Consider the following 23,253-nt stretch of genomic DNA (forward strand, 5'->3'; position numbering starts at 1 on the left):
GTTTTCTACAGTAGTGTTCAGTGATTTTTATGATCTACTTTATTCAGCCATCCTGATTTCAGCCAATCTCACCGCTCCCCACAATGGCGCATCATCTCCCAACACTGCCGACACAATTTCAAAATCAACTTCCGGCAAAGCCGTCTCCCGCGCCACCTGACGCACCACCCGCCAAAAATCCTCCCCCGCCTTCGTCACACCGCCTCCCAACACAAAGCGCTGCGGATTCATCAAGTTCGCCACATTGCCAATACCCACACCCAGCGCCCAAGCAGCCTTATGCAAAACTTCTTTAGCTAAATCATCACCAGCTGCCGCCGCCTCACTTACCAGCTGTCCCGTTAACAATGTTAAATTATCCCCCACCAAACCCCTCAAAACCTCTCCTCCTTCGCGTCTTGGTGGTTCGTTCTCCAAAATTTCCCTAACATTTTGCGCCATATAAGGCCCCGACGCCAAACGTTCCACACATCCCCGCTTCCCACACAAACAAACTGACCCAGCAGGATCTACAACGATATGTCCAATTTCGCCAGCCATCCCACCAGCACCCCGCCAAGGCTGGCCATTGAGTATCCAACCACCACCCACACCAGTGCTGACAGTTATATAAAACAGGCTCTCGTATCCCTGACCAGCACCAAAACGATGTTCACCCAAAGCAGCAACATTGGCATCATTGTCTACACCAACAGGAACACCAAACTCATTCTCCAACAAACCTTTAAGAGGAATATTTTCCCATCCAGCCACATGATGAGATAGTCGCACTGTCCCTGTAGAAGCGTCTACAGGGCCGCCAAAGCTGACACCGATCGCAGCAGGTTTTGTGTCTTGCAGCAGAGAGTAAATAAGCGATCGCATAATTTCTAAGTCAGTACTAGCATTTGCATTCGCTGGCGAGAGACGACGTTCATAACGCAACCACTTTTTAGAACCGATATTTACCAATGCTGCCGCCAGCTTAGTTCCACCAAAATCGAGAGCTAAAATTAATGTCATAGTTTTTTATACCTCTTTTGAATTATTACAATACGTGGTTTCTTTCTCAAGAAAGATGTTGGCAAGCAAAATAAATTCAACACTAAAGAAGACTGTATAATTTAGTAACTTATGACTTCCGATCAACCCAATCCACTTATCGATTTTTCTCACGCCAAAGAACCTCCTATTTCTCTTGATATCGAGAAGGATCAAGAGACAGATCCCATTGAACCAGAAGAAGTTAGTGGACAGAGTAAACAAAACCCCACTCCTGATGATTTGAATCGCGAAGATGAAGATCCAAGAATCGGGGGTAGTCAGATAATTAGTGCCAATATTTCAGGTAGTTAAATAATTACCATTACTAAGTTACTCACCTCTTTGTGAGTTAAGTACTCCATCAATAAACTGTTGTAATCGTTCATAATGTGAACCTTTCCAATAAATGCGATCGCAGTCTTGGCAACGCTGGAATTGATCAATCTGCGATCGCACATTTTCTGGCAGTTGGTCAATGATGGATTGCTTATCTACAAGTTCTAATAATCCATTGCAACGCAAACACCGTTTAAATGGTGAGATTAATTTAAACAAGTCGAAGCGTTCCAGTACTTCTATGGTTTGTTGTTGAGGGTTAGTGTTTCTAACATAATACCCATGCGTTACCAAACTACGCATCAATAGACCTTTATCACGAGTCAAGAGAATCCGCGCTTGGCTGTAGGATATTTGGGCTAATTTCTCATCCTCATAGTCATTGCGGTATAAACTATCAAAACCTAAAAGTCGTAGAGATGTTGCTAGCTTGCCCAAATGGATATCTAAAACAAAACGGATAATACTGAGTGGTTTTGGCAGAACAGAAACACTTGGGATAATAACACCCCTAGCTGAAATTGGATAAACATTGATAGTATCTTTATCCGAAACTATGTAAGAAAAATTTACATATTCACCATTGACTTCTATAAAATCAACTTCTGGATGAGGGACACCCAACGACTCAATCATGTCCTTAATTGAGGCTTTCTCTTCAAAAAAATGTGAGATTCTCACCTGCTTATGATGCCGTGGTAAAAAATGATTCAATTCTGCATGAAAGTAGAAATATGCGATCGCCATAGCCACAGATATTTGGATTAGCAGGGGTACACAGTTGTATGCTCCTACTGGAAACAATTTGTCACAATTGCAAAACTTTATCTATTGTATTGAAAGAATCAACACTTGTTCAAGTCAGCTATCTCCACTATAAAATGCCCATTAACCTTGATTTAACCAACCTTCTAGAGGCGAGAAACGATCGTGAAATTATAAAGATTCTCAAATACTTGCATTTATTATTGAGTTCAGTTACAGTCAAGGCAGATGCATATAATCAAACCCTGACATAAGCTTCAGTAAGTTAGATTAGGTAAAAGGGTAAAAAATAACAGGTTTGTTAATGTTAATATCAGTGACCCTGCTAATAATTAGTCACTAGTTTTGATCGTTAACTTCTCGCGCATGAAGTACAGGGCACTAAAGTATGTACCCCTGATTTAATTGTTTTTATTTTTTCTAAGCTAATTGAGAATTAATTGCAATATGTATAGATGGATTAATACCTTAAAAGCAGATAGTGGGGGAAAAGTTTTAAAACAGTATTGGCTTATAGAGCGATTATCTGTTTCTCAAGTGTTTCCGCATCTATCTTTAGAAATACATTCCTCACAATAACAGCACAAAATTATCTTCTTATATCTAAAAACAGGAACTGTAACTAGCTATGTAGATAATTTCAGCAAAACTTTAAATAACTATGTTGCTGTTAGCAATATTTTTGATTGTAATATCAGCTACATAAATATTGTCAGCAAGTTGAAGCAAGTCTGAGAACAAGCTGCTTCTTTAGGAGACGCTCCGCAAATGCATCTACGCACAATATTGAACATATTTGATTTTGGAAAGAAAACAAGTTCAGAAAAGCCGAGTTTCTGCAAGTTAAAATTTATGAAATACCAAATAACAATAAAACTAAATACAAAATTAACGCCGTTCATACGGAAAAATCTATCTTGACACTGTTTATCTTTATTGTGGAGAATTTATTAACCGGAAAGACCTTGATCAAGAATGATGTTATAAAGTGGCTACCTAGTTTTAACTGGGAAATGAATATTGTTCTTTTTTATTTCCTTTAGCCAAGGATATTGTAGTTAAGAACACAATTGTATTTTGTAATACCTTTTGTCCAGAAAATACGCTAATGAGTACAGCGAGATGAATACTTTTTTTTGTTCTGACGATTCACTGCAAGCGGGAGAAGATATTATTGGTAGCGCCACCAATTATCAAACTTATATTTTAGTTGAGTGTCCTTTACCTTGGACATCAGAACCCTTTAATTCTAAATGGGTGCCCCAGAATTTGAGGATTTTGGTAGAGGAAGTGAAGCGTGCTAAACTACCGATTAGATTCCTCTTAATTGCTAATGATGTATCACATAAAGTAAACCACACTACGCTTTTGATTTATCAAAAAAAAGAGGGGCTAAGTAATGGATACCATAAACAAGAGTTTAAGCTAGCAAATATTGAGCAAGTAGCAGCAGTTGTCCAAAAATGGTTATGGGGTATCAGTTCTAATTCTGAGGTAGAAACCAGTTTAACTAAAGATATTTTAGTTTGTACCCACGGTAGCCATGATAAGTGCTGTGCTAGATATGGCGCTCCCTTTTACTTCAATGTTACAGCGAATAAAGCTAATTTGTGTTTGGATAATGTGCGAATTTGGAAATCATCCCACTTTGGTGGACATCGATTTGCACCAACAGTCATAGACTTGCCAGAAGGAAGATACTATGGTCGTCTCGATCAAGATTCATTTAGATCGATTTTGACTCGTACTGGTGATATTCAATGCTTACATAAAGTCTATCGAGGCTGGGGAATTCTGCCTGCTGCACTTCAGATTTTGGAAAGAGAATTAATCCTCTGCAACGGATGGGATTGGTTTAATTACAAAGTTGCAGGCAAAATTTTGGAGCAAAGTTTAGATAATAATACTATCCTAGCTGAACTAAGTTTTGAAAAGCCTTCTGGTTCTCTCTACACTTACCAGGCCAAACTCGTTAAAGATGAAACCAAGACTCAACAACTGAAGAGTTCATGCAATGCTATACAAGAGTTGGTAGTTACTAAATATGCTGTAGCGAGTCTCTGGATTACCTCTAGTAAGGTAATGAGTTATAGTACATAGAAGTGTAACGGTTTTAAACGCAGAGGGACGCATTCGCAAAGCGTCTCGCAGAGAAGGTAAACGCATAGGCGCTTCTCTACGAGACGCTACGCGAACGCCTTCCCGCAGGGTAAGAATGCAGAATCTTACTGAATTTAGTTCGCTACGAATTAATTAAATGCTGTATTTAGTATAACGCTGCACAAATTTGTAACAAAATCTCTGCGCCCCTCTGCGTTTAAATTCCAAATCCCAAATCGAGATTAAGCCATATTTAAGACTTTCCGTAACAATACTTGGTCTTCTAACTTGGCTTTTAAACGACCATTTTCGATATCTCGAATCCAGCTTTGGCTTTTACCTGTGAGCTTTGCTAACTCTCTTTGGGAGAGATTCAAATTTTTTCGCGCCTGCAAAATCTGTTCACCCAGCAAATCGCTTGTAGTTTTGGGCTTCCTTTTAGCTTTAGCAGTTCTTGTTCTCTTTTTTTCCGATTCTGAGATTTGCTGTTCCCATTCTGGTGGGAGTTCAAAAGCCAAAATCCGCGCATTCATTAGCAGATTCCACTTACCACGGGGGCCTGTGTCTGTGAGGCGAGTTTCAGCACCACCGTCATTAGTCCAAAATTCCAATGCTTCATCTGGGTCTTCGGGAAGATCAACTAACTTCGCCCATAAAGGTTGAATTTCTGGTGGGTAGGTAACTGGGTCGAAAAGCGGTTTCATTCCATAGTGATTGAGAATTTCCAAATCGCTTTCAAAAGTTCGCAACAGACGTTTGCGTTCTTCCCGTTGTCTAGATGCAAGGGCGACTTTTTCCTCACCGTAAGCAATACGCAGCAAGGTAGGAATGGTAATGCGTTGTTCTTTGCCCATTTTGGTTTTAAACAGCAACCACAACATTAGTCGGACTGCGCCTTCATGTTGCTGCCAAATGCTCATGACTGTGGTTAACAGCGTTTTCGGGAGACTACCGTATTGATAGAATGCCGTTCGCTCTTTACATGCTTGTTTGTTTAAGAAATATTGTGCCCATAAGCCTGCTCTGACTTTAAAAGTTAGCCCAATAAGATATTTGCATCCGAGATTATCTTCTTGAAAGTGGTGCTGAATGTCTACTAAGTGCCATAGGCGGCTGCCTGTAACAGAGAATCCGTCAATTCGACCTTGTTGGGGCCAGTCAATGGAGATAATCAGGGAGCAAGCTTGCTGGACAATATTTTTCATTAAAGCCAGCTTGGCAGCTTTGCTTAAGTCTTTGCGTTTTTCCATCCCCAAATATTTCTCGATTTGTCGCTCATCGATCGCAAATTCTTGCTCCCAAGGTTGATCTAAAGCTGTGGCATAAGCTGCAAAAATCAGATGTATGCAAGCGGCTCTGATGTCAAGCCCTTCAATTGCGGCTAAATCTGTGGCTTTGTCGTTAACTTTGAATGGATCTTGGATGTGAAAAGCGATCGCTCCTCGACCTTGGTTGACTTGTCGGCTGTAACTTATGTAGCCTTCTTCATCATTTTCCCAATGTAGGGATGTTCGTTGCGCTAATACATTACAAGCTTCCCAGATAGCGATCGCTGAAGCAAATGGATTATTCTTGCCGTTAGAAAACAAGTCTAAGCTGGTAGCATCCCTCGGTTCAACTTTGCATCTCCCCTTTTTCGCCTGCCAGGGAATAGGAGAATTAGTTGGACAAGCTATTACACATTGTGGTTCCGAATAATAGCCCTCACAATTATTACAAAGACCAGGATCAACCCAGTATTCATTGTCCTCTATTCTGATTGCACCCGTAGGACATTGGGGGCGGCAGTTGTCACATCCAACGCAACTGTTGTTAGGAATTGTATAAGGCATATGGCTCTCTTCCCACTCTAATCGTTGAGATGTCTGGCTCAGGTCTCCCCTGGATGAGTCCTGTTTATTCATGACTCGCTACCACATTATTTTTCTGGCGAGAATAATCTTTTCTCACCACACTCACTCCCCACATCCTTATTTTGACTTTGCATCCAATTGGAAGCTATTTAAGGCTTTTAAAGCGAGCCTAATCAAACTTGTTTATTAACTATACATTTCATATAAAAAATGATTAATTTGTTCGTACTGAGCTTAGAAAAAAATCTTAACATTTATTTAATTAGCTACTCAATGAACATTTTACCTTTGACCATAAAACTTTGCCCTAAGTGTTTTTAGGAAATGTTTATGCCTATTGCAATTGGCTCTGATCTGATTTATTAATAATTTTAATATTTATTGTATGGTAAGTTTCTGCCATCAAATTTACAGTTCCTTCATAAATTAATGCTGTTTCTTCACATGAAATAATAATATTCCTTTTAATACTATTTATTTAAATATTTTAATCAAAGCTAAAGTGAAAATTATTGCTTGATAAAATACATATTGCATATATGAAAATGTAACTGATGAACATCTAAAACTGTATATATGTATACTGATTATCTAGATTTATTTGCCTAAACATAAATATATTTGATAAAGAATATCAACACTCTTATAAATATAGTTAAATCGGTGATTATAAACCGCATCTACACAAGGCTTGACCCACCTCTGTGGGTTTAAAACTCTGAATTCTCCTTTCTTTCGTTCCTATGCTCTGCATGGAAATGGCTGATTACGGTCTGCTGCCTTTAGTCAGGCATTGAGTCAGAGACTCAATGAATGCATTCCCATGCTTTGCATAGAATGAGGAAAATGCACAGCTATATGCTCCTACGAAAGTCTTAGATGCAATAAAAAACCGCTATAGACACTAAAGACTTATCATAATTATTGGCAATGATTTTCATCTGTATATTGAAATATTAAATGCTTTTTCATTGTGTTCAAAGTCATCGAATTCTGATGATATAAAAGTAAGTTTTGAATACAAAAAAAGAAAAGATTAGGATAATATGATGATTAATGCATAAACAGATTGACAGGCAAAATTGCCGAGGAATTATTCATGGCACAGCTAACAGGTTTGACATTTGGCGGTAAGGCTTGGACACCAAAATTTGCTCAGGAAATTGACAAGGATAAATGTATCGGCTGTGGCAGATGCGTTAAGGTATGCGGGTACAATGTGCTAGGTTTGAAGGCGCTCAATGAAGAAGGGGAATTTGTGGAAGATGAAGATGATGAAGAAATTGAACGGAAAGTAATGGCAGTTACTTCTCCAGAAAACTGTATTGGTTGTGAAGCATGTTCACGGATTTGCCCCAAGAATTGCTACACCCATGTTGCGTTAAACAATTAAGGTTTTTGGAGTTAGTCCAAATTGTTGTTCATTTAAGGAGGCACTGTTTGTATAAAGCGCAAATGCGCTAGGCAAGGTAACTTGAGGGGAATCTTAAATATTTACCGGAACTAATAAAAAGTTCACAGTAAACAAATCCGTAAATCGCAAAATGTTAGCTATTAACAAATTTAAACTTGCTGCTAATATAGCCTAATCAATATTAGGCCTAACAGTGCCCTCTTGGAACAACTAGCTTTTCTGAAAGCAGAGGGCTAACTTTGTCATAGGAGTTGAAATATAATTTGTAATTTTCTGGGGGAAAGATATGGAAAAAATCTGGAAGTTTCCCCCATTTTTTATGGCTGCACGTTAGAAAGTTAATAAGTGAAAACAAAAAAACGCTGCCCTGTGAAAGGGACTAGGAATTAGGGATTGAGGGATGGGGAATAACTAACAATGTCCAATGCTCAATACCTAATACCAGAAAATCACACCTTTAAAGACTGTTTACACAGGTAGCATGTATGCAACAAGTTCCTGTTTCACTATGGACTCTGGTTGCTGGGATAGTAGTTACAGCAATCAGCATTTGGATTGGTCAGAATAACACTCTGATGCCGGTGCAAGCATCGTTACAAGCGCCTTTGGTAGACGGTTTTTTCAACGTCATGTTTACCATTGCGATCGCACTCTTCTTGGTGGTAGAAGGAACAATTGTAATTTTTTTGATTCAGTTTCGTCGTCGTCGGGGTGACGATACCGATGGCGTGCGAGTCGAAGGCAACGTTCCCTTAGAAATCTTTTGGACAGCAATTCCTACAGTGATTGTCCTCTGTTTAGGCATCTACAGTGTAGATGTTTTTAACCAAATGGGTGGTTTTGAGCCTGCGGGTCATCCTCATTCAGCAGTTCATGTTGCTCATAAGTCGGGAACCGCGATTGCTGCTACATTAAGCGATACCTCTGAAGCAACAGTTGCTCCAACAATTGCCCCAACAATTGGGATTGGCGCGTCTCCTCAAACTCTAGGGAAACCAGCCGACTTAGTTGTTGATGTCAAAGGGATACAGTACGCCTGGATATTTAATTACCCTGATAGTGGCATTACCTCTGGAGAATTGCACATTCCCGTCGGTGCTGATGTGCAACTCAACCTTTCAGCACAAGATGTAATTCACTCATTCTGGGTGCCAAACTTCCGCTTGAAACAAGATGCACTTCCCGGTATTCCAACTGAACTACGATTCGTTGCCACTAAACCAGGTACATATCCCGTAGTTTGTGCTGAGTTGTGTGGTGGTTATCACGGTTCAATGCGGACACAGGTAATTGTCCACACACCGGAAGAGTATGATAGCTGGCGGACAGAAAACCAGATTGCTCAAAAGGAAAATCTAAATCAAGTCGTTGCAGTTAATCCAGCCGACTTATCAACATCAGAGTTTCTCGCACCCCACACCCATGATATGGGAATTAGTGCAGCAACTCTAGAGTCAGTAGTCATTGGTCATTAGTCATTAGTCATTGGTCATTAGTCATTGGTCATTAGTCATTAATCATTAGTCATTGGTCATTAGTTATTCGTAACGGACAAATGACAACGGACAAATGACAACAGACAAATGACAAACGACAAACGACAACGGACAAATGACAACGGACAAATGACAAACGACAAAGGACAAAAATATGACACAGGTAGAATTTCCACGGAATACTCCACCAGAAGAAAATAAACCGGAAACTCTGGTGCTTGGCCATACCTCCCATCCGAAGGCGTGGAAATGGCAGGACTATTTTACATTTAATGTTGACCACAAGGTTATTGGTATCCAATACCTGGTAACGGCGTTTGTGTTCTATCTCATCGGCGGACTGATGGCTGTTGCTATCCGTGTCGAATTAGCAACACCAGATGCAGACGTACTTGACCCCAATCTGTATAACGCTTTCATGACCAATCACGGGACGATTATGATCTTCCTGTGGATTGTCCCTAGCGCCATTGGGGGATTTGGTAATTATTTGGTGCCGTTGATGGTTGGTGCTAGGGATATGGCTTTCCCGAAGCTGAATGCGATCGCCTTTTGGTTAAATCCACCAGCAGGTGCGCTCATATTAGGTAGTTTCATTTTTGGCGGTTCGCAATCTGGTTGGACAGCTTATCCACCCTTGAGCTTGGTGACAGCACCAATCGCTCAAACTATGTGGATACTTGCGATCGTCTTAGTGGGAACTTCCTCAATTTTGGGTTCGCTGAACTTTGTGATCACCATTTTGATGATGAAGGTTCCCAGCATGAAATGGGATCAAGTACCCCTGTTTTGCTGGGCAATCTTGGCAACCTCCCTGCTAGCACTTCTCTCCACACCTGTATTAGCAGCCGGTTTAATTCTGCTGTTGTTTGACCTCAACTTTGGCACCTCCTTCTTTAAACCAGATGCAGGCGGTAACGTTGTAATTTATCAACACTTGTTCTGGTTTTATTCCCACCCGGCAGTATATTTAATGATTCTGCCGATCTTCGGCATCATGTCGGAGGTAATTCCAGTTCACTCCCGCAAGCCAATCTTTGGTTATAAAGCGATCGCTTATTCTAGTGTAGCCATCTGCGTTGTGGGTTTGTTCGTCTGGGTACACCACATGTTTACCAGTGGTACACCCGGTTGGATGCGGATGTTCTTCACCATCTCTACTCTCATTGTTGCAGTTCCTACTGGCGTGAAGATTTTTGCCTGGGTTGCTACCCTTTGGGGTGGTAAAATCCGCTTCACAGGTGCGATGCTTTTCGCCATTGGCTTGTTGTCCATGTTTGTCATGGGCGGTTTAAGCGGTGTGACAATGGGAACAGCCCCCTTTGATGTTCACGTCCATGACACATATTATGTTGTCGGACATTTCCATTACGTTCTGTTTGGTGGTTCCGTGTTTGGCATCTACGCCGGTATTTATCACTGGTTCCCCAAAATGACCGGACGAATGCTGAATGAAACCTTGGGACGCATTCACTTTGCTCTTACCTTCATCGGCACTAATCTGACCTTTTTACCCATGCACGAGTTGGGTTTGAAAGGAATGCCCCGACGAGTAGCAATGTATGACCCCCAATTTATCGACCTTAATCAAATTTGTACCTTTGGTTCATTTGTTTTGGCGATATCAGTAATTCCTTTCACGATCAACATGATCTACAGTTGGCTGAAAGGGCCCTTGGCTGGTGATAATCCTTGGCAAGCTTTGACTTTAGAATGGACGACTAGCTCACCACCCGCAATTGAAAATTGGGAAGTGTTGCCGGTTGTCACTCATGGCCCTTATGACTACGGTCATGGTCATAGTACTGAAGTACAGCCATCTGCAACGCCGGAAGCTAGCGCTTAGTTTGCGATCGCTGTCAAGGTGACTGCAATTTCTAGCCATTTGATTTGAGAACTTGAAACTCCGGGCTTGGAACTCGCAACTCCGAGCTTGGAACTCGAAACTCGGAATTTTGAGAATTCCTGAACAAGTGAAGAGTTGAGTTAAACAAGGATTTTGGATGAAGAATGAAAATTTTGCCGCTTCAGATTTCAGATTTCATTCTTCATTCAAGCTTCCACAACAGACGCAGCGGATAATATTGTCAAAAAATCTATGACTATAGCCACAACCACAAGCGAAGCTCACAGTGCAGGACACGAAGAACATCCAGATTTAAGAGTTTGGGGACTGTTAACGTTCCTCGCTTCTGAATCCCTGATGTTTGGGGGATTTTTTGCTACTTATTTGTTTTTCCGAGGTACTACAGCAGTTTGGCCTCCAGAAGGAAGTGAAGTAGAACTACTTGTACCAACGATTAACACCATTATTCTGGTGTCTAGTAGTTTCGTCATTCACTTCGGTGATACGGCGATTAAAAAGAATAACGTCAAGGGAATGCAACTGTGGTATGCAATTACTGCAATCATGGGGGCGATTTTTTTGGGTGGTCAGGTTTATGAGTACTCGACTTTAGGATATGGTCTGACTACCAACGTCTTCGCCAACTGCTTTTATATCATGACTGGGTTCCACGGTTTGCACGTTTTTGTGGGACTGTTATTGATATTACGTGTATTGTGGCGATCGCGTCTTCCCGGCGAATATTCTGCAACCAATCATACTTTCATCGAAATGGCAGAAATTTACTGGCATTTCGTAGACATTATTTGGATTGTTCTCTTCACCTTAGTGTACGTTCTCACTTTGTTTTAACAAAAGTTAGGAGTGAGGAGTGAGAAGTGAAGAGTTAAGAATTTATAATTTCTAACTCGTAATACACAACTTCTAACTCACAACTCCTAACTCCTAACTCTCCAGGACTTTATTATGCAAGCTAATACAAAGAAATTCTCATGGTTCCAGGTTCCAGAGGACATCAAAAACCTATTAATTTTAGCTGCACAAAACTGGGAAAATACATCAGAGTCAGAAAAATATATTAAACAAGCTTTAGCCCAGACTGATGAAAATACAGATGTCTTGGTAGCAGCATATAGATTTTTCTATTATAAAAATAATTATTCTCTTGCACTACAAACAACAGTCAAATTATTAGATAAAATTAAAGAACTAGAAAAATTACCTGATGACTGGGAGCAACTTCAGCCTATATTAGTCAATCGCAAAGAAGACCCACAAATTCGATTGTACTTAAATGCTTATGCTGCTTCTGGATTAGTACTAGCAAAGTTAGGAGAAATTGAGCAAGCAAAAGAAATCAGCACCAGAGTCAAACAGATAGACGAAAAGAATGATTTTGGTTCTGGGATTCTGCTGGATATTTTGACACGTCCAGTAGAAGAAGACGATTAATTAGTCAGCAATGAAAAGTCAAGGTGAAAATCATGAACAATTGGTTATCTACTAAATCCTATTCTCTATTAGGAGCAGCTACTGATAGTAACTCTATCTTCCCTGTGATTACCATACCTACTAAAGCTCCTGTAGGTAATATTCCTAATGTCTCACCGATCATTGTGATCCAATCTTCCCCGCTATCAATTTAAAAGTTATGAAAGGTAGGGATTGGCTGCTAACAGGGGACGGTCAGCATCAAGCCTGTAAATCTGTAAGATCCTGGGATTTATTGAGAGAAAATTACCGCCTTTATCGGTTTTTAACTGAGGTGGAAGATGTTCTCAATGGCAGTGACAATGAAACCAATTGTCTGCCAGAAATTCGGATGCTTGTAAGGCGCTTGATTGTAAATTCCTACTGGGTGCAAAGTCAACATTTAGAGCCTTCACCCAAAACGGGAAACTCTGTTTTACTCCTATATGATGAATTGGGATTTCCGTTGACGGTGCAAACAGTAACATTTGCACCGGGAACCCGATCAAACATTCATAATCATGGAACGTGGGGAATCGTGGCGGTGCTAAAAGGCCAGGAAACAAATAATTTTTGGCGACGCACCAATAGCCCAGAATTTGAGGACAAAATTGAAGCAACGGGAGAGGTAACTCTCTTCCCAGGAGACATTATTAGCTTTACTCCCGATGCAATTCACAGTGTAGAAGCAGTGGGTGATGAACCAACTGTGACTTTTAATATTTATGGCGAAACTGATCCGAATGAGAGGTTTGAGTTTGACTTAGTTAGCCATAAAGCTAGGAATTTTTAATTTCATCGGTTCGTAGTTGGTGCTTTAGCGCTAAAGAGTAATTAGGAGATAGTTGAATGGCAAAGGTAATTTTCTATAGCAAACCAGGCTGTAAAGGTGGTGTTAAGCAAAAAGTTTTGCTAACAGCTGCTGGTCATGAGGTGATACCACAGAACCTGCTAACAGAACCTTGGACAGCTGAACGGTTACGCTCATTTTTTGGCGATCGCCCCGTAGCCGAATGGTTTAATCTTTCCGCCCCCAAGATAAAATCTGGTGAGGTGGTTCCTGAAAAAATCGATGCCCAAACCGCTTTGGCGCTGATGCTGAAAGAACCACTGTTAATTCGCCGTCCTTTGTTAGAAGTAGGCGATCGCCGTGAGGTAGGATTTGATGTACAAAAGATTGATACTTGGATTGGCTTACAAGCTGTGGATGAATCGTTGCAAGAAATCAGCGACAAGCTTTTGAAGCAAGATTTGCAAGGCTGCTCCCACGGTCACGATCATAGCCATGAACACCAAAAGCAAGGCAAATGTAAACATTAGTACAGGATTTTTGCAGTGATGTAATCTGTTAAAACCTGAGTTATTAAGTTTGAGATGCGACAATGCTCTCAAGTCTTAACTACAACTTTGGAGTGAATTAGTTTTTGTAACATCTCGTGAAATTATCCTTACTTTTGTCACAAATGTTACAAAGCTAGACTTGCATGGGCATAGTAAGAATGCTTAATATTGCAAGAAAAAACAATGACAGCTACTTTATCTGGTTATCAACTCCTTGAAACCCTTCATTCTGGTAGTACAACTGTTATTTATCGTGGACGGCGAGAAACCGATAACGTCTCTGTCATTGTCAAAACTCTCCTGTGCGAACATCCACTTTTAGAAGATATTGCGCGACTGCGCCACGAATATCAAGTCATTGAACCTCTGCAAATCCCTGGCATTGTTAAAGCCTACGAGTTAAAGAATTATCAGCATGGCCTGGCTTTGGTTTTGGAAGACATTCCAGGTTGCTTGCTCAAAGAACTGATTGCAACTCAAACAACCACCTTGATTACTTTTCTCAAGGTGGGGATTAATCTGGCACATACTTTAGGAGAGCTGCACGCCCAACAAATTATTCATAAAGATATTAAGCCGCACAATATTATAATTGACCCCGATTCTGGCGAAGCCAAACTGATTGACTTCAGTATCTCCTCACGGCTTGATAAAGAAAATCCCACCTTGAGCAATCCTAATTTGCTCGAAGGTACGCTTGCTTATATGTCGCCTGAGCAAACAGGCAGAATGAACCGAGCGCTTGACTATCGCACCGATTTTTACTCGTTGGGTGTCACCTTGTATGAAATGCTGACGGGTACCTTGCCCTTTCAAGCTGTTGACCCGATGGAGTTGATACATTGTCACATAGCCAAAATACCAGCTGCACCCTGTAGCGAAACCGTATGTCGTGTTCTGGAAGATGTGCCAGACGCAATTAGTGCAATTATTTTGAAATTATTAGCGAAAACAGCAGAGGAGCGGTATCAAAGCGCCTGGGGACTAAAAGCGGATTTAGAGGAATGTTTGTTTCAACTTCAAGCGACTGGAAAAATTGCAAACTTTGTACCGGGAAGACGAGACAAATCTGGGCATTTTTCGATTCCGCAAACGTTATACGGACGCGAAGCAGAAGTAGCAACATTGATGGCTGCATTTAAGCGTGTGGCAAGTGGTAGTAGCGAACTCATGCTCATCTCTGGTTATTCGGGGATTGGAAAGACAAGTGTCGTCAATGAAGTTCATAAACCGATTGTGGGGGCAAGGGGTTATTTCATTGCAGGTAAGTTTGACCAATTCAAGCGCAATATTCCCTATGCATCTTTGATTCAGGCATTCCAATCTTTAATTGGGCAATTGCTCACCGAAAACGAAACCCAAATCCAAGTTTGGAAAGAAAAACTGCTAACAGCGTTGGGCGAGAATGGGCAAGTCATTATCGATGTGATTCCAGAAGTCGAACTAATTATTGGCACTCAACCACCTGTCACACAATTGGGCGCGGCTGAATCTCAAAATCGCTTCAATCGCGTTTTTGGACAATTCATTGGAGTATTCACAACCCAAGACCATCCCTTGATTGTGTTTCTTGATGACTTGCAGTGGGCAGATTCGGCATCGCTGAACTTCATTGAGCTATTGATGACGGATAGCGATGCCTACGGCGGCAAGCTACGCAAATATTTGTTGTTAATTGGGGCATATCGCGATAATGAAGTGTCGCCCACCCATCCACTAATGCTCAGTTTGGACAAGATTCAATCCTCTGAGGCGGTGGTAGATAACATCGTCTTGGCACCATTACAGTTAACGGATGTGGAAGCGTTAATTGGTGACACGTTGAAGAATCAGAGAGAACACACCAAGCCTTTGGCAGAATTACTATTACACAAAACTGCTGGCAATCCGTTCTTCTTAACGCAACTGCTCAAAACCCTGTACCAGGAAGATTTGTTAACGTATGATTTCCATTCAGGGATGTGGGAGTGGAATATCCAACATATTCAAGCGATCGGCATCACTGATCTAAATGTTGTTGAACTAACGGCGAGGAATATTCGTAAACTGTCACTAGAAACGCAAAAAGTTCTTAAACTGGCTGCTTGTATTGGCAACACGTTCAATCTAGATGTATTGGCGATCGTCAATGAAGCATCTTCTTTAACAACTGCGGCGCAATTGTGGTCAGCCTTGCAAGCTGGGTTAATTCTGCCGTTAAATCAGGATTACAAGATTCCTTTAGTATTTAGTCAAGAGGAATCAGGCGGCGTAACCTTAACTGATATCAAAGTTGACTACAAGTTTTTACATGACCGAGTACAGCAAGCGGCGTATTCTCTGATTCCCGATGAGGAGAAGAAAGCAACGCATCTGAAAATTGGTCAATTGCTGCTGCAAAATACTACACCAGAAGAACGCAAAGAAAATATATTTGCTTTAGTTAATCAACTCAATTACGGGACTGATTTACTGATATCTGAAACAGAAAAATATGTACTTGCAGAACTCAACCTCATAGCAGGTCAGAAAGCCAAAGCAGCCACAGCGCACGATTCCGCCATCAAGTATTTGCAAATTGGTTTGGGACTGTTAGCAGAAGAAAGCTGGAAATGTAAATATGAACTGACATTAGCACTGCACTCAGAAGCAGCAGAGGCAGCTTTTTTGAGCGGTGATTTTGAAGGAATGCAGAGATTCTTTGAGATAGTACAAAACTGTGCTACTACGCTGCTGGACAAAATTAAAGTGTATGAAGTCCAGATGCAAGCTTATATGGCGCAGAACAGGCTGCTAGAAGCGGTTAACACAGCGCTACAAGTTTTAAAGCTGTTAGGGGTGGAGTTTCCCCAAGAGCCGAACGCGTCAGATATTGGGCAAGGATTGGCGGACACTGCGGCAATTTTGAGTGGAACGCGAATTGAGGATTTAATTGACCTGCCTCAAATGAGCGATCACTATAAATTAGCAGCCATGAGACTTTTATCAAGTATCTTTGCTCCTGCATACATTGCTGCTCCTGCACTGTTGCCCTTGACGGTGTGCAAACAAGTAGAATTATCCGTCCAATATGGTAATGCTTCCGTTTCTCCCTTTGCTTATGCCAATTATGGTTTTCTTCTTTGTGCCATTGTAGGAGATATTGATTCAGGTTATCAGTTCGGTCAATTAGCTTTAAGTCTATTGTCAAAGTTAAATGCTCAAGAAATCAAAGCCAAGACAGTCTTCATAGTAAATCTATTTATCCGACATTGGAAAGAGCATCTGAGAGAAACCTTAGAGCCTTTGGTGTCAGGTTATTCTAGCGGAATGGAGACAGGAGATTTAGAATATGCAGGCTATAGTCTACTACAGTATTCCTGTTTAGCTTACTTTAGCGGTAAAGAACTGACTGGACTTGAAAGAGAGATGGCAATAAACAGAGATGCTATTCATAAAATCAAGCAAGAAACAGCGCTTAATTATATAGAAATCTATTGGCAGGCTACCTTAAATCTACTTGGAAAAAGTGAAAATCCCTGCCTTCTAAAGGGTGAAGCCTGCGATGAACAGATAAGGTTGCCACTGCACCAGCAAGCAAACGACAATGCGGGAATTAGCTACATATATTTGAACAAATTTTTGCTTTGTTATTGGTTTGAAAATTACTCGGAAGCGATTGAGAATCTGGCTATAGCAGAGAAGTATTTAGATGCAGTGGTAGGAATGCCCCTTGTTCCTATATTCAATTTTTACGATTCTTTAGTACGCCTAGCCGTGTATGCCAATAGCCAAGAGTCGGAGCAAAACGCCATCCTCGATCGCGTCCAAGCTAATCAAGAAAAAATGCAAAAATGGGCGCATCATGCCCCAATGAATCATTTACACAAATTCTATTTAGTAGAGGCAGAACGGCATCGGGTTTTAGGCGAAAAAATCGAAGCGATCGAGATGTACGATCAGGCGATCGCACTTGCTAAACAAAACGAGTACATCAACGAAGAAGCGATCGCCCACGAACTCGCTGCCAAATTCTATTTGTCATGGGGTAAAACAACAATTGCCCGCACCTACATGACAGATGCTTACTACGCTTATAGCCATTGGGATGCGATCGCTAAAGTCAAAAATTTAGAAGCACGCTATCCGCAATTGATTGTGCGGGCCAACACCCAAAAGCTAGAAACAAATTTTAAAGAATTTACACTAGACAGCTCAACAACTAGCGGAAGCGCTCAAATTCTCGACTTGATGACAGTGATGAAAGCTTCACAGGTCTTGTCAGAAGAAATAGTACTGAGTCGCCTGCTCGAAAAATTGATGAAGAATGTCATCGAAAATGCTGGCGCTATCCAAGGTTACTTTATTGCCAAGCATGAGAATCAATGGATGCTAGAAGCAGCAGGAACAATTGAAGGTAAAGAAGTTAGCGTTGTTGTTAATCGGCAGGATGAAACTGATCTACCCTTACTCCCGGTTGCCATATTCAACTATGTGGAAAGAACCAGAAACAACCTGGTTTTAGACGATGCTGTTAAAGACTCCCGCTTTGCGATTGATGCTTATATCGCCACTTACCAATCTAAATCGATTTTGTGTCTACCGTTGATTCACTCTGGCAAGTTTACTGGTCTTCTTTACCTAGAAAATAATCTCATTCCTGGTGCCTTTACCCCAGAACGGGTAAATGTGCTGAGTTTATTGATAGCCCAGATTTCGATCGCGATCGAAAACGCCCGTCTCTACACCAACCTCCAAACCTACTCGCAACAACTGGAAGCCAAATCACAAGAACTCGAAATTAAAAACGAAGCTTTGCAAGCGTCAGAAACGCAAGAGCGAGAAAAAGCCGAAGAACTCGAAAAATATCTCCATAAACTGCAACAAACCCAGGCTCAACTTGTGCAGACTGAGAAAATGTCGAGCTTAGGGCAACTCGTAGCTGGCGTTGCCCACGAAATCAACAATCCGGTCAATTTTATCTTTGGCAACCTAACCCATGCCAATAACTATACTCAAGAGGTGCTGGGACTGCTGGAACTTTACCAGAAACATTACCCATCTCCCCATCCAGAGATTCAGGAAGAAGCAGAGGCTATCGATCTAGAATTTGTGCTAGAAGACTTGCCTAAGCTACTGTCTTCTATGCGGGTTGGCGCAGACCGAATTCGCCAAATTGTTTCTTCCCTGCGAACTTTCTCACGCATGGACGAAGCCGAGATTAAAGCCGTTAATATTCATGAGGGCATTGACAGTACGCTAATGATTCTGCAACATCGCCTCAAAGCAAAGTCAGATCGTGTCGGTATTGAGCTTGTTAAACACTATGGCAACCTCCCCCTAGTGGAATGCTATGCAGGGCAGCTAAATCAAGTGTTTATGAATGTGTTGAGTAATGCGATCGATGCTTTGGATGAGTCATTAGCGAACAATCATGGACAAATAACAACTCCAACCATTACTATTTACACTGAACAAATTGATGCTCATCAAATCGAAATCCGCATTGCAGACAATGGTCTAGGTATACCAGAGTCTGTTCGGCAACGTCTGTTCGATCCCTTCTTCACTACAAAACCTGTGGGCAAAGGAACAGGTATGGGCTTGTCGATTAGCTACCAAATCGTTACCGAAAAACATGGTGGTTCACTCTCTTGCACCTCAGAACTCCGCAAGGGAGCGGAGTTTCAAATCCGCATTCCAGTTTGCCAGGAAGTTAGCAAGAACGTTGCCGTTGATGTTTAGAGGCTGACATACCACTCTCAATACGGTTCGGTGAAAGGGGAAAGGGGAAAGGTTTTGAATACATCCTTTCCCCTTTCCCCAGACCATTGTCTCTTTAACGAACACCAGCAGTTTCTAAAGACAAATCTTGAAACATTGGTGTGCTGAGATAACGTTCGCCGAAAGAAGGTTGAATCATCACGATTAAACGTCCGGTGTTTTCTGGACGTTTACCTACTTGAATTGCAGCACACAAAGCAGCACCAGAGGATATCCCAGACAATAAGCCTTCTTCTTTTGCCAAACGGCGTCCATAAGCGATCGCTTGTTCATCGCTGACTCTAATTACTTCATCAACCAATTCTAGGCGGAGAACATCGGGGATAAATCCGGCACCAATGCCTTGAATTTTATGTGGCCCGGCTTCACCACCAGATAGGACTGGGCTGTTGCTGGGTTCAACTGCGATCGCTTTAAAAGTCTTCTTGCGACCTTTAAGTACTTCTGCAATCCCAGTTATTGTCCCACCAGTACCTACCCCAGCAATGACGATATCCACTTCTTTGTCTGTATCTGCCCAAATTTCTTCTGCGGTAGTTTCTTGATGAACTTTCGGATTGGCAGGGTTGCGGAACTGTTGCAGCATAAAAGCATTGGGAGTGCTAGCCACAATTTCTTCGGCTTTACGAATTGCTCCCCGCATTCCCTCAGCGCCTGGTGTCAACTCTAAAGACGCACCATAAGCTCTAAGCATAGCCCGTCGTTCTTGGCTCATCGTCTCTGGCATTGTCAAAATCAAACGGTAGCCACGCGCTGCTGCTACCATCGCTAGAGCAATTCCTGTATTACCTGAAGTTGGCTCCACTAAAATGGTCTTTCCAGGAGAAATTGAGCCAGCGGCTTCTGCTGAGAGTACCATACTTAAGCCAATGCGGTCTTTCACCGAAGCCGCTGGGTTCATGCCTTCTAATTTGACAACTATCCTTGCTACTACTCCCTCAGCTTGAGGAATCTTGTTCAGTTGAACTAAAGGAGTTCGTCCAATCAGTTCTGTTACGTCTTGAGCAATCCGCATTATTTAACTCCTAAAATCCTAAATCTTAGTACAGAGTATTTACTTATAACAATAAGTTTTTGTGTATTTAATTTGTCGTTTAGTGTTAATGAGTGCATATACTATGTATTCTAACTAAACCATGAATTATGAAAGTTTAGGAAGAACTTTTATCAGATGTTCTCATTGATTCTCACTTCAACAGACGGCTAGCTTGCCATACTTGTATTTTAGCATTTGAAATTGCTGACTATTGTCTGCTGGGTTGAGATTCGATTTTTATAATTCTGTATATATGCATATTTTTTACTATACTTTCTATTTGTTAGAGAAATATAATTTACTTTTAAAAAATTTAATTGCTTTTCCGAAATTATTAGTCTATCTTTATCAAAAGACATTGATGTTTTCTTTTGAGTGCAGGTTTTGTCATCTCAAAATTTCATCAAAAACAGTCCTTAATCATTGCCTACATTGCTTTTAAGTTGAGTGCAAAAACACCAGAACCCCACCTCATAAATACTAGAACCTCGTTCTAAAAACACTAGCACCCATACCCCAATAAATTTTTGTAAGACTATTCAGGTAAGGATTACAGGCTTTGAGTACTATTCTAATGAATTTAATAATCTTAACGTGGCTGGGGTAAACTGTTTTGTGGAGAGCGGCTGATATAAATCGTATAGGATTTACGCAGAGATTCCCCTCTACCCCCCAACATTCCTGAGCGAAAGCTTAGTGAACTAGGGGGGACTTCTTAATCTCTCTTTTGAGAGTAGGATGAAACCACATACCTTGAATCTGAGTGTGTTATTTCTGACTGAATAATTCTACGTTTTGTGAAAAGCTTGGTAACTTTTCAGTAGTCAGTGGTCAGCGGTAATTAGAAAAATAGCTGACAACTAACGATTTTGAAAATTACCGTTTAGACATATTTTAATATCAAAACTGTTTGAGAGGTAGAAATATATAGCTACTTTAGATCAACAGCAAAAGATATTTTCCTACTGGGTGCATACTACCTAGCAAGGGAGAGCCAAGATGAAAGCCAAACTTTTAAATGTTCTTACAGTTTGTGTAGTTACCTTAGCAGTGCTTTCTCCAGAACTAGTAGTATTTGGCATAGTTTGGGAGCGACATCTGGAGTTAGTAAAATCTCAAAATTTGGTTTGCGAAGTTAACAACACTAGTACAGATGCTACCGCCTTGGCTCCCCAGACAGAGGGTACACATTCTCCTCAGACTAGTATCCCATATTCTGATCGTAATGTGGTTCATCAAATGCTGACTGTTGCTGAACAATATAATTTTGCCACTATCCTGCAATGGTTCTTCTTGTTAACCCCTATTTGTGTTGGATTAGGGATTCTCTTTTACGACAGATATCTTGTTTATCGTGCTGCTGTTTTAAAAGAACAAGTTGAAATGTTGGAAAGACTGTGGCAGCAAAGTATTGAACAGTAACCAATTCACAATTTACTCACTCAACTCAACAAACTTATCATGACAGAACAACGCCAAAGCCTATATTTTAATCTGATTGATGAGTTACTCAGATGCCCTAATGGTCAAGAACCAGAAATTTTGGAATCTAAACCAGAATTGATTGATTCCGGCTTAGTAGAAACAATGTTACAAGTAGCAACTATGTTTGCCCATGAAGGCAATCAAGATGGTGCACAATTTTTATTTTTTGTGGCGCGTGAGCTAGCTAAAGAATTAGGCTTATACCCAGAAGTTCCCAATACTGAAGTTGCAAATCCTGAAGCTGCAAATAAGGAGTAAAAATGCTGTTGACTTCAACGGATGCGGGACAAATAGCTTTAGAACTGCTCATGGCAGATTGGAATATTTCAGAAGAAAACAGAGAGTGGTTTACAATCTTTAACTCTCGTCTGATTGGCGAAAGTTGGTACACTGTGGAATTAGGTGTAGAAGGATTTCCAGATAGGTGGTTTATTCAAGTATATGACAATGGAGTGTGCGATCCAAACTATACATTTATTTCACCAATCCGTGGTTCTGAAGGATTTACAGACTTTATAAATGTGCCTGATATCATAGCAGAGGTCTTGGTTTGTGAACGCAATGCTCGATAATAATAATTAAAAATTCAAAAGTTAGAATTCAATCTTGAGATATGCTAATTAAATGCATTCTATTTGAATTCATAATTTTCAGTATCATAGTATTTGGCAATATCTCACCTTTGGTAAATATACCTGGCAATTAGAAATTACGGCTACTCCGGGAATTTGAAACCCACAGCTCTGGGTTTGATCTGTATAGCTGCGAATTCTATTTGCCAAGGCTAAGGGTATTCAAACCAATACTTTGATATGACATTCAAAATAAAGATGCTTTACGCAAATCTGAGGTGATACCAAATAAGGTACACCTCTTTTTTTATTTAATATTTTATTTAAGCCTAATAAGCTATTTTGTCATCTTTAACTGACAAAATTATGTTATATTAAATAGCGTGATGGACGCTACAGAAATATCAGTTCCAATGATTGCTGAAGATATCTTAGCCAAAGAATTCACAAGAGTCGTCAACCATTACTACCCGCAAGTTGGGGAATTGCTGGATGGGTGTTATGTGAAAGTCATCACCTGTTTTTGGGGACGACCTGCCAGACGCTTGCAATATATAGGAATTTATTGCTCTGACGAAATGATTTCCTGTGTGCAAGCTCAAAAAGAAATACTCAGAGAAGTAGCAGACAATATGGGTCTAATGCAGGTAGTCTGCATGAATGCCAAGCGATTGTTGCGCGATCCGATGTCGAAGGTTAAACACAACAACCCACGCCTATGGTTGGAGTTGCAGTGGGTTGCAAGTTAGTCTTTCATCGCATTAATTAAAAGAG

The 23,253-nt window shown here is 40.9% G+C and carries 19 protein-coding genes; 15 read left to right on the plus strand and 4 right to left on the minus strand.

What is annotated here, in order from left to right:
* Positions 1-39: 39 nt before the first annotated feature.
* The gene (locus RM347_RS06125; protein WP_322717473.1) at positions 40-1,002 is read right to left on the minus strand and encodes an ROK family protein; all 963 of its coding nucleotides are present in this window, start codon (positions 1,000-1,002) and stop codon (positions 40-42) included.
* Positions 1,003-1,113: 111 nt separating this feature from the next.
* On the opposite strand from RM347_RS06125, the gene RM347_RS06130 reads away from it, so the two are divergent.
* On the plus strand, positions 1,114-1,335 hold the full coding sequence (locus RM347_RS06130; protein WP_322717474.1) for a hypothetical protein: 222 nt from the start codon (positions 1,114-1,116) through the stop codon (positions 1,333-1,335).
* A gap of 18 nt (positions 1,336-1,353) precedes the next feature.
* On the opposite strand, the gene RM347_RS06135 is transcribed toward RM347_RS06130, so the two are convergent.
* Positions 1,354-2,106 (minus strand): Mut7-C RNAse domain-containing protein, encoded by a 753-nt coding sequence (locus RM347_RS06135; protein WP_322717562.1) that lies wholly within the window; start codon positions 2,104-2,106, stop codon positions 1,354-1,356.
* A 1,140-nt stretch (positions 2,107-3,246) separates the two neighbouring features.
* On the opposite strand from RM347_RS06135, the gene RM347_RS06140 reads away from it, so the two are divergent.
* Complete coding sequence (locus RM347_RS06140; protein WP_322717475.1) at positions 3,247-4,224, plus strand: sucrase ferredoxin; 978 nt, start codon at positions 3,247-3,249, stop codon at positions 4,222-4,224.
* Between the two features lie 242 nt (positions 4,225-4,466).
* Here RM347_RS06140 and RM347_RS06145 read toward each other — a convergent pair whose 3' ends face one another.
* Positions 4,467-6,056, minus strand: coding sequence for a helix-turn-helix domain-containing protein (locus tag RM347_RS06145; protein WP_322717563.1), 1,590 nt, complete (start codon positions 6,054-6,056; stop codon positions 4,467-4,469).
* A gap of 1,120 nt (positions 6,057-7,176) precedes the next feature.
* Between RM347_RS06145 and fdxB the strand changes: the two genes are divergently transcribed.
* From fdxB to RM347_RS06190, 9 genes are all read left to right on the plus strand, one after another.
* A complete protein-coding gene (gene fdxB / locus RM347_RS06150; protein WP_190730863.1) occupies positions 7,177-7,470 on the plus strand; it encodes a ferredoxin III, nif-specific in 294 nt (97 codons plus the stop codon).
* A gap of 506 nt (positions 7,471-7,976) precedes the next feature.
* Positions 7,977-8,966 (plus strand): cytochrome c oxidase subunit II, encoded by a 990-nt coding sequence (locus tag RM347_RS06155; protein WP_322717476.1) that lies wholly within the window; start codon positions 7,977-7,979, stop codon positions 8,964-8,966.
* Between the two features lie 175 nt (positions 8,967-9,141).
* Positions 9,142-10,833, plus strand: a complete 1,692-nt coding sequence (gene ctaD, locus RM347_RS06160) for a cytochrome c oxidase subunit I (RefSeq protein WP_322717477.1) — start codon at positions 9,142-9,144, stop codon at positions 10,831-10,833.
* A 252-nt stretch (positions 10,834-11,085) separates the two neighbouring features.
* Positions 11,086-11,685 carry a cytochrome c oxidase subunit 3 gene (locus RM347_RS06165; protein ID WP_322717478.1) on the plus strand — a complete coding sequence of 200 codons (600 nt, stop codon included), beginning with the start codon at positions 11,086-11,088 and terminating at the stop codon, positions 11,683-11,685.
* Positions 11,686-11,799: 114 nt separating this feature from the next.
* Positions 11,800-12,285, plus strand: coding sequence for a hypothetical protein (locus RM347_RS06170; protein WP_322717479.1), 486 nt, complete (start codon positions 11,800-11,802; stop codon positions 12,283-12,285).
* 32 nt (positions 12,286-12,317) lie between these two features.
* Positions 12,318-12,479 carry a hypothetical protein gene (locus RM347_RS06175; RefSeq protein WP_322717480.1) on the plus strand — a complete coding sequence of 54 codons (162 nt, stop codon included), beginning with the start codon at positions 12,318-12,320 and terminating at the stop codon, positions 12,477-12,479.
* 5 nt (positions 12,480-12,484) lie between these two features.
* Positions 12,485-13,096 carry a cupin gene (locus RM347_RS06180; RefSeq protein WP_322717481.1) on the plus strand — a complete coding sequence of 204 codons (612 nt, stop codon included), beginning with the start codon at positions 12,485-12,487 and terminating at the stop codon, positions 13,094-13,096.
* 56 nt (positions 13,097-13,152) lie between these two features.
* Complete coding sequence (locus tag RM347_RS06185) at positions 13,153-13,623, plus strand: ArsC/Spx/MgsR family protein (protein WP_322717482.1); 471 nt, start codon at positions 13,153-13,155, stop codon at positions 13,621-13,623.
* Positions 13,624-13,827: 204 nt separating this feature from the next.
* Positions 13,828-19,347 carry a trifunctional serine/threonine-protein kinase/ATP-binding protein/sensor histidine kinase gene (locus tag RM347_RS06190; protein ID WP_322717483.1) on the plus strand — a complete coding sequence of 1,840 codons (5,520 nt, stop codon included), beginning with the start codon at positions 13,828-13,830 and terminating at the stop codon, positions 19,345-19,347.
* Positions 19,348-19,441: 94 nt separating this feature from the next.
* On the opposite strand, the gene cysK is transcribed toward RM347_RS06190, so the two are convergent.
* Positions 19,442-20,401, minus strand: a complete 960-nt coding sequence (cysK, locus tag RM347_RS06195) for a cysteine synthase A (RefSeq protein ID WP_322717484.1) — start codon at positions 20,399-20,401, stop codon at positions 19,442-19,444.
* Between the two features lie 1,020 nt (positions 20,402-21,421).
* On the opposite strand from cysK, the gene RM347_RS06200 reads away from it, so the two are divergent.
* The 4 genes from RM347_RS06200 to RM347_RS06215 all read left to right on the plus strand — a co-directional run bounded on the left by RM347_RS06200 (position 21,422) and on the right by RM347_RS06215 (position 23,228).
* Entirely contained in the window at positions 21,422-21,844 is a 423-nt protein-coding gene (locus RM347_RS06200; protein ID WP_322717485.1) for a hypothetical protein, read from the plus strand.
* Between the two features lie 39 nt (positions 21,845-21,883).
* Positions 21,884-22,165: a hypothetical protein gene (locus RM347_RS06205; protein WP_322717486.1), complete on the plus strand. Its 282-nt coding sequence runs from the start codon at positions 21,884-21,886 to the stop codon at positions 22,163-22,165.
* Between the two features lie 2 nt (positions 22,166-22,167).
* Complete coding sequence (locus RM347_RS06210) at positions 22,168-22,479, plus strand: hypothetical protein (protein WP_322717487.1); 312 nt, start codon at positions 22,168-22,170, stop codon at positions 22,477-22,479.
* 386 nt (positions 22,480-22,865) lie between these two features.
* Positions 22,866-23,228, plus strand: coding sequence for a hypothetical protein (locus RM347_RS06215; RefSeq protein WP_322717488.1), 363 nt, complete (start codon positions 22,866-22,868; stop codon positions 23,226-23,228).
* Positions 23,229-23,253 lie beyond the last annotated feature (25 nt).

Origin of the sequence: Nostoc sp. ChiQUE02, assembly GCF_034531305.2 — a bacterium.
Lineage (GTDB): Bacteria > Cyanobacteriota > Cyanobacteriia > Cyanobacteriales > Nostocaceae > Nostoc.